The sequence below is a fragment of the Paenibacillus sp. FSL H7-0690 genome (genome assembly GCF_037980415.1).
GTDB classification, from domain to species: domain Bacteria; phylum Bacillota; class Bacilli; order Paenibacillales; family Paenibacillaceae; genus Paenibacillus_AQ; species Paenibacillus_AQ odorifer.
Genome location: NZ_CP150281.1, coordinates 2,601,673 through 2,614,418, shown reverse-complemented (window position 1 = coordinate 2,614,418; position 12,746 = coordinate 2,601,673). Strand labels below are relative to the sequence as shown.

Sequence of the window (12,746 nt, the reverse complement as noted above, 5' to 3'; positions counted from 1 at the left end):
TTTATCTACTTATATTGTTAAAGTTCGTTCTACTTCACTTCTACTTCTACCTCTATCTTTTCGATAAAACCTCAGCCTCATACTGTTTCACTTCATTTAGCCAGCTTTCCCGGACCGGTACGCCATTCTTCGCACAATAATAATCCCAAATGGCTCCAAACGGATACGATTTAAATTCCTCGACCAAGGCAAGCCTTGAAGTGTAATCTCCATCCAGCTCAATTTGCTTCAATTGCTCGATTGGCTCCAGCATGGCACGAAGCAAAGCTTTTAATGTATTTCGTGTTCCGATCACCCAAGCAGCAACATGATTGATACTTCCATCAAAAAAATCTAATCCAATATGCGTTCTGTCCAGAAACTGACCACGAACCAGTTCACGGGCAATCTCGAGCAGCTCATCGTCCATAGTTACCACATGATCACTATCCCAGCGTACTGGACGGCTAACATGCAGCAGTAATTGATCCCCAAACAGCAGCCAGGAAGACAGCTTATTCGAAATCGTCTCGGTTGGATGGAAATGCCCAGCATCGAAGCACACCGCCTTGCCCCGGCTTAGCGCATAACCCATATAGAATTCATGTGAGCCAACCACGTAACTTTCCGAACCAATACCAAACAGCTTACTTTCTACAGCATCAATGTTATATTGCTGATCGATTTCCTCGCTGAAGATTTCATCGAGTGACTGCTGAAGCCGTACCCTTGGTGACAAGCGGTCGATCGGCGTATCTTTATAACCATCTGGAACCCAAAAATTAGTGACACAAGGCTGACCTAATACTTGGCCAAAGGACTCGGCGATTCGACGTGAGGCCTTGCAATGAGCGATCCAGAAGTTGCGGATTTCAGGATCTGGGTGACTCAGTGTGAAGCCATCGTTTGCTTTTTCATGAGAAAAACAGGTAGGATTGAAATCCAATCCGAGTCCCTGCTCTTTGGCCCAGCTCACCCATCGCTCAAAATGCTTAGGCTCTAACGCGTCGAGATCTACAGTCTCTTCTGTATCCGCATAAATAGCATGTAAATTTATTTTATGTTGCCCTGGGATGAGTGCAAGGGCCTGTTCCAAATCCCGGCGCAGCTCCTCCGGATTCCCGGCCCGCCCCGGGTAACTTCCGGTGACTGCGATCCCGCCGCTCAGTTCTTTTTCCTTATTCAAAAAACCCTTCACATCATCACCTTGCCAACAATGCAAAGAAATCTTAATTTCCGCTAGCTGCTCCAACACTTTATCTACGTCGATCCCATGCTGTGCGTAAAGCTTTTTCGCTTCATTGTAGCTGTTCTGAATGCTCTGTAAGCTCTCTTTACTCTGCTCCATGTTTGAGCCTCCTGATTTTTAGCTTAGTGTGTTTTAGGTGAGGCATTTCTGCCTCTCTTTGGCTCGTTTTCCGCGTATCGCGCTCGATGAGAGGCATTTTTGCCTCTCTTTGGCTCGTTTTCCGCGTATTGCGCTCGATGAGAGGCATTTTGGCCTCTCTTTGGCTCGTGTTCCGCGTATCGCGCTCGATGAGAGGCACTTTTGCCTCTCTTTAGCTCGTGTTCCGCGTACTCCGCTCGATGAGAGGCACTTTTGCCTCTCTTTAGCTCGTTTTCCGCGTATTGCGCACGATGAGAGGCACTTTTGCCTCTCTTTAGCTCGTGTTCCGCGTATCGCGCTCGATGAGAGGCACTTTTGCCTCTCTTTAGCTCGTTTTCCGCGTACTCCGCTCGATGAGAGGCACTTTTGCCTCTCTTTGGCTCGTTTTCCACTAAACTTAGCTACTAATTAACGACCTGCAGCCGGGCGAACTGTGCCAAAGCCGCTTTTTTGGTCGTGGGGTCCATCCCCTTCGGTATATAAGATGTTACTTGGAATGAACGACTTATAATTTCTCTCGCCTCTTGAAGATCAGTTACAGCACCCGTGCTGATCATCTGCACCACCAGATTGCCTAAAGCCGTAGATTCCGTTGGTCCGGCGTGAATTTCCATCTCCAGCAGATCTGCCGTAATCTGGCACAACAGGCCGTTATTCGCACCTCCGCCAACGATATGCAACCTCTCTAAGTTGTCACCCGTCAATTGCTGGAGATCCTGAATGTAGAAATAATAAGATAAAGCAAGACTATCAAATACACATCGAGCCATTTCCCCAGGTGTTTGAGGGACCAACTGTCCTGCTTCCACACAATAGCTGCGGATCTCGTCAATCATGCTCTGTGGATTCATGAACCGTTCATCATTGCAATAAATGATCGATCTAAAAGGGATTTCTTGTGCTGCCAGCTCTACCAGCTCGCCGAAGCTGTATTGTCCGCCGTACTCCTCACGAACCTTTTGAATCAACCACATGCCCATAATGTTTTTAAGAAACCGGAATGATCCGTAGGCTCCCCATTCATTCGTATAGTTGCGTAACATAGCCTCTGGACTTGTGATGGCTGAACTCCGTTCCACCCCGATGAGTGACCAAGTACCACTACTGAGAAATCCCCATTTCTCGCTGTTTGCCGGAACCCCTAGTACAGCTGATGCTGTATCATGAGAGGCTACTGCTATGAACTCGCAATCTGGAAGATCGCCGCGAGCCGCCAAGTCCTCCGTCAACCTCCCAACGGGTTCCCCAGGTTCTGTTAAGGGAGGGAATTGCTCTTTTGAAAGACCAAGCACCGACAGAAGATCCTCATCGTAATCACGAGTGTGAAGATTCAGCATCCCAGAGGTGGAACCTATCGTCACCTCACTAATCTTGCGACCCGTAAGCCGATAATAAAGATAATCAGGGACCAGGAGGATGGAATGTGCTGCTTCCAGCTCCGCCTGATCATGCACAAACAGCTGATACAACGTATTAATCGGGAGATATTGTATCCCCACCTTTTCGTAAACGCTTTCAGTTGAGATATTACGATGCAGCCTCTCTATCGCTCCATCTGTTCGGGAGTCACGATAAGAAAAAACCTCATGGATCCGCGCCCCCTCCTGATCGAGAAGTACATAATCGACACCCCAAGTATCGATGCCCACGGTGCAGCGCTCGATCCCTCTAGCCTTGGCCTGCTGTAAGCCCTTGACGATTTCAGCAACTAAATAATCTATATCCCAATAAAGATTACCATTTTGTTCAGCGAATCCATTACTGAAGCGATGAATTTCTTCTATAGACAGGGTTCCTCCCGGCTGCTGCAAGGTTCCACAGACCACTCTCCCACTAGAGGCTCCGATATCAACAGCAATATGATTCTGCATTTGATTATGAGCTTGTGTATTCATCCCTATACAACACTCCTTATCTCCTATCAGCCTACTAGCAAAGCGAATACGATTCCTGGACCATGCACGCCTATCGTCAGATCATTCTCAATATCCGCTGAACGGCTAGGTCCGGAGATAAAATGGATGCCCGCCGGCAGCCCCGATGGCCCAGCTTCATCAAAATCAATAAGCACCTCACCGAGACGAGTCTTCAGCCGCTCCAATGGAACGATGGCAATTAATGCGGTAGGTAATAAGCTGACTGAACGGCCTTTATTCTCAGAGGACAGCACAGTAATGGAGCCTGTATAGGCAACTGCATAATCCGCAATCACAATTCCAATATCAGCCTCGGCCGCCCTAGCTTTCCATGCCTCCTGATCATCCGTATTCCAGACAGACACCCGTGTATCTGTGAGTTCCTCCTCTAGTCGAAGTGCTGCTAGCTCGGTGACATTTTGCCGGAGAATATACCGTGCGAGCATCTCATCCGCTTTGCTGACGATAAAAGCCTTGGCTTCATCCATATCCTGCACACGAAATACATGGCCACCGGCGCTTTGAAAATTCGCCGTAAATTGTTCAATCCTTTCCTCCGGACTCCACTTGAATTGCTGCCAGTACTGCGGTGCGCCGCGAAAAGGGTGTGCGGGAGCTTCAGTAATTCTCGGCCGCTTCAGGCGGCGAGCGATATCATTCATGAATCCCTGCTGCTTTTCACGTGAATCCTGCTCCATACGTTCCAACCAGTTACTGTGCGTCTCTTCAGTCATGTCCGGCCCCTCCTTCCAGCTCTTCCCGCTTCCGCTTCGCTAGTAAATCTTCCATTCGCTTCTGTATCGCCGGGTCCATTTCGCGACTGTTCTTGTCTAGCTCCTGTTGCAGCCCCTTCCAGCTCTCACGGAAGGATTGATCTGCCAGCTTCGGGGCGATCCGATAATTGTTCCAGCCTTTCAGCGGCCCCAGTTTCGACGGAATTCCTTCGTCTCGCACGAGCAGCTTTTGCCCGATTCTACCTACCTTCATCACATTACTAAATCGCTGAGACTTCGCCATAATCGCCCCAAAACCCTTCATGCCGAGACCTTCTGCCTTATCCCCATAACCACGTTCTACCTTCCGCCGCCGTAAATAGATGAGCATATCATGCAGAGGGATTTTGACCGGACAGGCTTCATAACATGCTCCGCACAGGCTAGAGGCTGAGGCGATGTCATCCCATTGATCTACATTTTTATTCAGCGCCGGGGTCAACACCGCTCCTATAGGTCCGCTATACGTTCCCCCATATGCATGACCGCCAATATGACGGTAGACAGGACAAGCATTCAGACAAGCCCCACAGCGGATGCAGTTCAGCAGCTCCTGAAACTCAGGATCGCCTAGCTGCTCAGATCGGCCATTATCAAGAATAATAATATGCTGCTCTTCCGGCCCATCACCATCGTTGGTTCTGCGGGGACCAGAAATACCCGACATATATACCGTTAACTTCTGCCCTGTTGCCGAACGAGGCAATAATGTAGCCATCACTTCAAGATCACTCCACGAAGGAATAATCCGCTCCATCCCCATCAGGGTAATTTGCGTTTTCGGTAAAGTGGTGACCATACGAGCGTTGCCTTCATTCTCGAACAACACCATCGAACCCGTCTCTGCAATAGCAAAGTTACAGCCAGTCATTCCGATATCCGCATCAAGGAACTTCTCTCTCAGCTTTCGCCGTACAAATCCAGCAAGGATAGTAGTTTCAGGCAAAAGCTCCTCCCCTGCCTCTTTGGACAAAAGCTCGGCAATCTGGTAGCGGTTCTTATGAATCGCCGGAATAATGATATGTGACGGGGTTTCCCCGGCAAGCTGGATAATATACTCCCCCAGATCCGTCTCTATGGTCTCCACACCAATGGATTCCAGCGCCTTATTTAAATGCAGCTCCTCAGTAACCATTGATTTAGATTTGACCACAGAAGCTGCCTGTTTTCGCTGCGCGATTTCAAGGGCAATCTTCACAGCCTCTTCACCCGTTGCTGCAAAATGAATATGTGTGCCGTTTGCTCTTGCCTTGTCTGCAAAAAGGTTCAAATAGTAATCAAGATGGGCGATCGTGTGTAGACGAATTTGCCGCCCACGTTCACGCCACTCTTCCCATTGACCGTGATCGTTAGCCGCTTTTTGTTTTCCATCACGCAGTCTCTCTGTGGTAAAACGAACAGCCTTTCGTAAAAAGTCATTATTCAGTGCCAAGTCTGCACGCTCTTTTACTGTTGTTGGCTTTCCATTCTCTGAACTCGCCGTGGAATTGGTGGTGGCTTGGCTCATTTATCAGTCACCCCCTCATATAGCAGTTCTGCTAAATGCATAACTCGAACGGGTTCGCGGCGGTAACGCAGATTCCCGGCAATATTCATCAGACAACCCATATCCAGACCCGTTAGGATTTCTGCTTCCGTCTCCAGCACATGATCTGATTTCTCAGTGACCATCGCCCCGGAGATATCAGACATTTTCACGGCAAAGGTTCCACCAAACCCACAGCAGTCCTCAGCAAAAGGCAGTGGTACCAGCTCCATCGCCTTCACATTTTGCATAAGCTGCATAGGTTCGTCGCGAATCCCTAGAATCCTTGTGCCATGACAGGAAGGATGATAGGTAACCTTATGCGGAAACACTGCTCCTAAATCAGTTACGCCAAGCACCTGCACCATAAACTGGCTGAATTCATAGGATTTACGTTGCAAATTCTGCGCCTTGACCAGATTAACCGGATCATCCTGAAACAGCTTAGGGTAATGATGAAGCATCCCCGTACAGGATCCGGAAGGTGCAATGACAAAATCACTGTCATCGAAGGCCTGCAGAATCGTAAGTGCAGCTTGCCGCGCTTCATTCCAATATCCACTGTTGTACGCAGGCTGTCCGCAGCAGGTCTGCACCTCCGGGAACTCCAGCTGTACGCCATATCTGGCCAGCAGACGAGCCATGGCTTCCCCGACCTTCGGGAACACGGCATCGCTGACGCAAGTTATAAACATCGATACCTTCATGCCTTCACCTCCTGCACAACTATTTACTACACCGTCGTTATTGCGATGTTCAGCTTCTGCAACTGCTTCATTTGTTCTTCAACAGGGCTGTAATCCGTTATTAGAACATCCACATCACTAGGAGCCGCAAAATGTGTGAACGCTTGAATTCCGAATTTACTGGAATCGCATAATAAGATCACTTGCTCCGCTATAGAAATCATCTTTCGTTTCACCATAGCTTGCAGCTCATTTGATTCACTAGCGCCACGTTCGAGATGAAATCCTTTACAGGAAAAAAACATTTTATCCACGTGATACAATTCAAGCGAACGTTCTGCTAAATGACCCACATAGGACATTGATCTGCGGCTCAGTTGCCCGCCTGTAGAAAAGACCTCGATCCGCTCCTTCCCGCTTAACTCTGCTGCCACTCTAGTAGAATTGGTCAACACAGTGAGCGGCATATCCGGCAAATGCGAAGCCATATACCAAGCCGTTGTACTGGCATCCAGTAAAATCCGATCGCCCGGCTTAATCATCATTACCGCCTCACGGGCAATCCGCTGTTTCTCCGCTGCATTCATGATTTCTCGTTCGGCATAAGGAGTCTCCGGTTGCCGGTCACGCAGGCTAACTGCTCCGCCATGCGAACGCAGCAGCCGCCCCGCTTTTTCCAATCGATCCAGATCGCGGCGAATGGTTTCTTCGGTCACTTGGCATAATGTACTCAATTCTGAGACACGGATGCTGCCACGTTCATTCACTAGTTCTACGATTCGTTCATATCTGTCTGCAATCAGCATGATTTCCCTCCGTTATCCCTATCTATATTCAAGCTACTTCTTATCTAGTAAAAGCTGCTGGCACTCCACCGTCGATTGTCAGCATACAACCCGTAGTTTTCTCTGACTTGGAAGAAGCAAAAAAAGCAACGCCTTCGGCAATATCACGTGGATAAATATTAACTAGCAGCGTCGTGCGTTTACGGTAATGCTCCTCTAATTGATCCGGCTCAATCCCGTAAGCAGCCGCCCGTTCATTACGCCAGTTCGAATTCCAGATGGCTGATCCTTGTAGAATTGCATCGGGCAGAATCGTATTGGCACGGATGCCAAACTCTCCACCTTCAGCTGCTATGCAGCGGGCCAGATGGGCTTCGAGCGCCTTGGCAGAACTGTAAGCCGAGACGCTTTTACCTGCAAAAATAGAATTTTTGGAGCCGATGAATACCATGCTGCCTCCGATTTTTTGCTCCTTCATCACTTTAAAAGCTTCGCGTGCAACGAGAAAATATCCTGTGCCCAGCACAGAAATATTCAAATTCCACTCTTTCAATGAAGTCTCATCAAACGGACTGGAGGTTGCAAGCCCAGCATTATTAACAATAATATCGACCCCGCCATAAAAAAGGGCTGTCTCCGCATAAGCTGCGGTTACCTGCTCTTCCTGAGTTACGTCCATTTTAACGGCGAATGCACGATTTTCACCATACTTAGCGTTAATCTCTTCCGCTACTTTTTGTGCACCCTCCAGATTGAGATCTGCCAATACAACATGCGCTCCTTCTGATACTAAACGACGAGCCGTCTCACTCCCAATTCCCCCGGCACCACCTGTAATAAAGGCAACTTTACGGGAGAACTCCGCTTCTGCCGGAGCCAAGGATAATTTATATAATTCCAGGGGCCAATATTCCACATTGTACGATTCATTCTCACTAAGAGAGACGAAATCTCCCAGCGCAGTAGCTCCGCGCATAACAGCAATCGCCCGGTGATACAAGGCTCCGCTGATCTTAGAATTGCTCCAGCTTTTACCTGTGTTGATCATGCCCACACCAGGGATTAGGATCACACGTGGCGCAGCCTCGAACATTACATCGCCTTCATGTTTATTACGGTCGAAGTACGCTTTGTACTGCTCCTTATAATCGCTAATCGCCTCGCTCAGCTTCACCTTCAAGCCATCGATATCATTGGTATTTGGCTCCCACGCAACAAAAAGCGGCTTCATTTTGGTATGTACCAAATGATCTGGACAAGCTGCGCCTACACCGGATAACTTCTCCGAGTCAGCCCCTCCTACAAAACGCAGCACATCCTCCGCATCGTCGAAGGTCAAAATCATTTTACGCGCATCGCTGACCGCGCCTCTGATCAGTGGCATCACTGCCGCCGCTACAGCCCGCCGCTCTGCTTCCGGAAGTGCTTCCGATTTACGGCCGCCAAATAGGTTCTGATCTTCAATTCTTTCTTCAATATAACTTTCCGCTTCGTTAATTATGGAGATTGTTTTGGCATAACAAGATTCAGGTGTATCCCCCCAAGTCACGAGACCGTGTTTCTCCATCAGCACTAATTCAGCTTTCGGGTTTGCGAGCACACCTTCGGCAATCATTTTGGATAAAGTGAAGCCTGGACGGATGTATGGCACCCATACGAAACGATCCCCATAAATCTCACGGGCAATTTCCTTACCGTTATGAGCGCAGCATAAACTGATAATAGCATCTGGATGCGTATGATCCACATGCTTGAAAGGTAAAAATGCATGCAGTAACGTTTCGATAGAAGCACGCGGATGTTTAGGATCAATCATACAATTTGCGAGATAAGCTACCATCTCTTCATCTGGCATTTCATCACGTTCAAATAACGGGGCAATATCCTGAAGCCTTAGTCCGGTAAAGTTGCCTGCTTTCATCGTAGCAAGGTCAGAGCCGCTGCCCTTCACCCACATTACTTCTACCTCACGCCCGCGAAAATCCAATTCTATCGTTTTGCTGGAGGTATTCCCTCCGCCAAAGTTACAGACTCTGCGATCTTCGCCCAACAGATTAGAGCGGAACACTAATGCATCCAATCCCCCGTTTAATTTCGTTTCCCGAGATGAATCCCATAAGTTTTGTACCATTTGTGAATACCTCCGTTTTTGAATGTTTGTTTTTTCGTTTATTTTTGTTTGTTTTGATTTTAAACTATTTGTTTGTGTTTGAATAGAGCGCTTTCATAAAAATTTTAATTTTTTTTCACATTTTAGACGAATCTCCATTGGATGAACTACAATAACATCGCGAATAACAAAAAAGAGCTGCCTCTTGGCAACTCCTCCCCTATTTTTCACACCAGCTTAAAGGGTGATCCAGTAGTTACATTTTTCATTCTCAATGCCATGTAGTATTCCTTTGTTCGCCTCAATAACCTTTCTCGAAGATATATTGTCCGGCTCACAAGTCAGCATGACCTTATCAATCCCCATGTCCGCAGCTTTTTTTAACAGCTCTGCCAAAAAAATCGTACCATAACCCTTTCCTCTTTCACTGGGTCTGATACTATAACCGATGTGTCCACCGGACTTCCTCAATTGATCATTTAAGGAATGTCTTAGTTTTCCGACACCAACAGGATAAGCGTCAATCAGTAGCCAGTAGTTGGTTTGTGCTACATACTGTGGCGGAAGATTATCACCTTGTGAAAGTGCTATCCGATCCCGGATGAAATCAGGAAATTGACTGTAAGCCAGATCAAATCCGTTATTGACGAATCCATTCTCCCCCGGACCTATTTCCACAATCAGCTCAAAAATATCGCGTCCATCTGAAACACTAGCTTCCTTTAGCTCAACGAGCATAATCATCCCCACCTAGAACGTTATTAATAACTTCCCTATCAAAATTTACCGCAAAAGAGACCGGCATGCATTATTTAATTGCACATTCTACAACTAAAATGAACTTCAATGCTCACGCCTAATGTGTTAAGTGTACTTTGTGCAATTAAATTCGCCCAATTTAGCTGAATCAGCTAAATACGAGAGAAATAGTTGTACGAAGTACATCTATATCACCGTAGTAAGAGTAAAGTAGCAATTTAGTTGTATGAAATACACTTATCTGGTCTGCACCCCTCTTTTCACAGGAATGTTCCTATTGCGCGCTCCTCCTTCCCCACTCTCGTAGTATACTTATTGGAATAAGATACAGATGTTGTATTTTCACTAAGGAGGTTTGTGATGGTAAATAGCTTTAAAAATGCCAAGGTGCAAGAACGAGTGTGGCAATCCTACCAACAGCTAGTTGATCAGTGGCCTATTCCTCTTGAAGAGCTCGATCTCCCAACCACATATGGGCTGACGCATTGTATCCTTACCGGGCAAAAGAGTAATCCCCCTTTATTTCTGTTTCATGGCGTTGGTGACAACTCGGCGGTCATGTGGCTCCTTAACATCGAGGAATTATCGCGGCATTTTTACTGCGTTGCTATTGATACTCTGGGCGGACCCGGAAAAAGTATTCCTAATGCGCACTTTAATAAACAAAAGTTTGAGCAGGTGGAATGGATTAATGAAATAGCCAAACATCTGAGCATAGACATCTTTAATATTGCAGGGGTGTCAAATGGAGCCTATATTGCTTTTAATTATGCAACCAAGCAACCGGACAAAGTGAACCGTGTGATTTGTTTGGAAGGCGGAATGGTCACCACACCCATCAAAGCCATGCTGCAAACGCTAATGATGATGTTCCCAGAGATTCTGATTCCCACGGATCGCAATTTACTGAAAGTGCTGAAGAAGTTAAGTGCGCCTGACTCCCCTTTATTTGACAATCACCCAGAAGTAGCTGCTCATCTAATCCTTTTAATGCGAGCTCATAATCAGCAAGCTATGTTTGTTCATAAGCTTCAAAAATACGATAAAAACGCCGCAGTTGCCGTCAGAGATAAGCTTTATTTTTTAGTAGGAGAACACGCGTTAAAACAATCAAAGGACTTCATAGATATTTTAGAGGATGGAAAGTTTCATTACCAAGTAATCCCCCGTGCGGGACACGGCATTAATCATGAGCAACCGGATAGAGTCAACACTGAAATCATCAATTTCCTGACCCGCGATAATGATAAATCACTTGCATCCTTATGAAAGCGTTACTATTATGAAGGTTATTACTCATTACTCTATTAAAGGAGAGGTTACTCATCAGATACGGAACTCTAGCCCACACATTTGGCTGCCTGCCGCTCAAGTCGTTAACTGCAACCCTTCAGAATTATGATATCGATTTTGTTCAGCTTGCATTATCCAAAGCCATTCAGGACATCGACACTTCTACCGGTAAACTAAGTCCAGGTCTTGCCAGCTATATTGGCGAACAATTTGACAAAGCAGGAATACGTATCGGTGTTTTGGGCTGTTACATCAACCCTGTTCATCCGGATCCTGTCATACGGAGAGCTGAGATCAATCGTTTTAAAGAGCATCTTCGTTATGCCCGCCAATTCGGCGCACCTATGGTGGCAACAGAAACAGGTGCGCTGACTACTTTTCAAGCACAAGATCCGATCCATTACGAAGCTATCGGCTGGGATACGTTAAGGGCAACTGTAGAAGAACTTGCAGAGGAAGCCGAAAAATGGGGCGTTTTTCTAGGACTAGAAGGGGTCTGCACACATACACTTTCTACACCAGACAAGATGCGCCGCATCTTAGATGAAGTCCCATCAAGCTGTATAGGTGTTGTATTGGACCCTTGTAATTTTATTGGCACGGCTGCGCATTTGCAGGATCAAATTGTCGATGATTCCTTTAGATTATTCGGCGACCGTATCATTCTTGCGCATTTAAAAGATATCTATCAAGATGGTGAAAAAGCATACCACGGAAAAGCAGGCAGCGGAGTATTCCATACCGAGGCTTTCCTGCGCAAACTCCAAGAATATAAGCCAATGATCGATGTGTCATTAGAAGATATCAAGGATCTGGAGGTTAATGAAACCGTTGCTTTACTGAAGAAGCTTGCACCTATAACACAATAAAAATCCATTTCTGAGGATAGGTGTTAGCAGCAGCTGCGCATCTATCCCCAGCTTTATCTATGCTCAAAAATAATGCTTCCAGTTATTGAGCAGATGATCATCCTCTTTCTGCAGCAATTTAGAGGCATATACGATTTGACCTGTATGATAGGAATAATGCTCTGCCGCTCCGATCATAATCTTTTGAATACTCCAAGTATAATTCTCCATTCCAGCCCCCTCAGGGAAACTAATGGTGACCTCCCGTTCTAGATCAGCCTTCGTCAAATTGCCCACCACCGAACGGCTTTCTTCCCTGACCTTTAGCATATACTGCAATAATTCCTGTGATGAATAACCGCCTCTGGTCAAAAATTCATTAGGTCTATCTCTTTCTATTGGCTTATTGCCGATTCCGCTGACCAGATGCTGATATTCGCTGCCCGCAATATGCAGGCATAGGTTACCAATGGCATTCATTTTTGACTTTGGACGAAACCAGATCTCTTCGGTCGTTAGCTTATTTACAGCTTGCTCCACATACCCCAAGGATTGATCGAGCCTTCTCATACATTCGATAATGATTTCACTCATACTAACCCCTCTTCCTTCTACTTTTCTTTATAAACTTGATAAATGGTACTTTTCTATAGGAGCTGAATAAAATAAAAAAAGGAACGATTGA

Annotated in this window: 11 protein-coding genes; 2 read left to right on the top strand and 9 right to left on the bottom strand. The window is 46.5% G+C overall.

The window, feature by feature from the left end; translation table 11 throughout:
• Nucleotides 1-52: 52 nt before the first annotated feature.
• The 8 genes from rhaA to MHI32_RS11240 all read right to left on the bottom strand — a co-directional run bounded on the left by rhaA (nucleotide 53) and on the right by MHI32_RS11240 (nucleotide 9,899).
• Complete coding sequence (rhaA, locus tag MHI32_RS11275) at nucleotides 53-1,327, bottom strand: L-rhamnose isomerase (RefSeq protein WP_312151373.1); 1,275 nt, start codon at nucleotides 1,325-1,327, stop codon at nucleotides 53-55.
• Nucleotides 1,328-1,770: 443 nt separating this feature from the next.
• A complete protein-coding gene (gene rhaB, locus MHI32_RS11270) occupies nucleotides 1,771-3,261 on the bottom strand; it encodes a rhamnulokinase (protein ID WP_256716680.1) in 1,491 nt (496 codons plus the stop codon).
• A gap of 26 nt (nucleotides 3,262-3,287) precedes the next feature.
• The gene (locus tag MHI32_RS11265; RefSeq protein WP_076218753.1) at nucleotides 3,288-4,016 is read right to left on the bottom strand and encodes a lactate utilization protein; all 729 of its coding nucleotides are present in this window, start codon (nucleotides 4,014-4,016) and stop codon (nucleotides 3,288-3,290) included.
• On the bottom strand, nucleotides 4,009-5,562 hold the full coding sequence (locus tag MHI32_RS11260) for a LutB/LldF family L-lactate oxidation iron-sulfur protein (protein WP_076309911.1): 1,554 nt from the start codon (nucleotides 5,560-5,562) through the stop codon (nucleotides 4,009-4,011). The genes MHI32_RS11265 and MHI32_RS11260 overlap by 8 nt, the downstream gene beginning before the upstream one ends.
• Complete coding sequence (locus MHI32_RS11255; protein WP_036689769.1) at nucleotides 5,559-6,287, bottom strand: (Fe-S)-binding protein; 729 nt, start codon at nucleotides 6,285-6,287, stop codon at nucleotides 5,559-5,561. Before MHI32_RS11255 ends, MHI32_RS11260 begins: the two co-directional genes overlap by 4 nt.
• A gap of 26 nt (nucleotides 6,288-6,313) precedes the next feature.
• Nucleotides 6,314-7,072 carry a DeoR/GlpR family DNA-binding transcription regulator gene (locus MHI32_RS11250; protein ID WP_036689767.1) on the bottom strand — a complete coding sequence of 253 codons (759 nt, stop codon included), beginning with the start codon at nucleotides 7,070-7,072 and terminating at the stop codon, nucleotides 6,314-6,316.
• Nucleotides 7,073-7,112: 40 nt separating this feature from the next.
• Nucleotides 7,113-9,182 (bottom strand): bifunctional aldolase/short-chain dehydrogenase, encoded by a 2,070-nt coding sequence (locus MHI32_RS11245; RefSeq protein ID WP_076309910.1) that lies wholly within the window; start codon nucleotides 9,180-9,182, stop codon nucleotides 7,113-7,115.
• Between the two features lie 216 nt (nucleotides 9,183-9,398).
• Nucleotides 9,399-9,899, bottom strand: coding sequence for a GNAT family N-acetyltransferase (locus MHI32_RS11240; protein WP_076130357.1), 501 nt, complete (start codon nucleotides 9,897-9,899; stop codon nucleotides 9,399-9,401).
• A 381-nt stretch (nucleotides 9,900-10,280) separates the two neighbouring features.
• On the opposite strand from MHI32_RS11240, the gene MHI32_RS11235 reads away from it, so the two are divergent.
• Both MHI32_RS11235 and MHI32_RS11230 read left to right on the top strand, forming a co-directional pair.
• Nucleotides 10,281-11,189, top strand: coding sequence for an alpha/beta hydrolase (locus MHI32_RS11235; protein ID WP_076130358.1), 909 nt, complete (start codon nucleotides 10,281-10,283; stop codon nucleotides 11,187-11,189).
• A 29-nt stretch (nucleotides 11,190-11,218) separates the two neighbouring features.
• Nucleotides 11,219-12,082: a sugar phosphate isomerase/epimerase family protein gene (locus tag MHI32_RS11230; RefSeq protein ID WP_076280898.1), complete on the top strand. Its 864-nt coding sequence runs from the start codon at nucleotides 11,219-11,221 to the stop codon at nucleotides 12,080-12,082.
• 63 nt (nucleotides 12,083-12,145) lie between these two features.
• On the opposite strand, the gene MHI32_RS11225 is transcribed toward MHI32_RS11230, so the two are convergent.
• The gene (locus MHI32_RS11225) at nucleotides 12,146-12,655 is read right to left on the bottom strand and encodes a DinB family protein (protein ID WP_076280330.1); all 510 of its coding nucleotides are present in this window, start codon (nucleotides 12,653-12,655) and stop codon (nucleotides 12,146-12,148) included.
• Between the last annotated feature and the right edge of the window lie 91 nt (nucleotides 12,656-12,746).

Excerpts from the sequence above, each read along its gene's own strand:
- MHI32_RS11245 (WP_076309910.1), bottom strand. The coding sequence starts at position 9,182 with ATGGTACAAAACTTATGGGATTCATCTCGGGAAACGAAATTAAACGGG.
- MHI32_RS11225 (WP_076280330.1), bottom strand. The coding sequence starts at position 12,655 with ATGAGTGAAATCATTATCGAATGTATGAGAAGGCTCGATCAATCCTTG.
- MHI32_RS11260 (WP_076309911.1), bottom strand. The coding sequence starts at position 5,562 with ATGAGCCAAGCCACCACCAATTCCACGGCGAGTTCAGAGAATGGAAAG.
- MHI32_RS11255 (WP_036689769.1), bottom strand. The coding sequence starts at position 6,287 with ATGAAGGTATCGATGTTTATAACTTGCGTCAGCGATGCCGTGTTCCCG.
- MHI32_RS11250 (WP_036689767.1), bottom strand. The coding sequence starts at position 7,072 with ATGCTGATTGCAGACAGATATGAACGAATCGTAGAACTAGTGAATGAA.
- rhaA (WP_312151373.1), bottom strand. The coding sequence starts at position 1,327 with ATGGAGCAGAGTAAAGAGAGCTTACAGAGCATTCAGAACAGCTACAAT.
- MHI32_RS11265 (WP_076218753.1), bottom strand. The coding sequence starts at position 4,016 with ATGACTGAAGAGACGCACAGTAACTGGTTGGAACGTATGGAGCAGGAT.
- MHI32_RS11235 (WP_076130358.1), top strand. The coding sequence starts at position 10,281 with ATGGTAAATAGCTTTAAAAATGCCAAGGTGCAAGAACGAGTGTGGCAA.
- rhaB (WP_256716680.1), bottom strand. The coding sequence starts at position 3,261 with ATGAATACACAAGCTCATAATCAAATGCAGAATCATATTGCTGTTGAT.
- MHI32_RS11240 (WP_076130357.1), bottom strand. The coding sequence starts at position 9,899 with ATGCTCGTTGAGCTAAAGGAAGCTAGTGTTTCAGATGGACGCGATATT.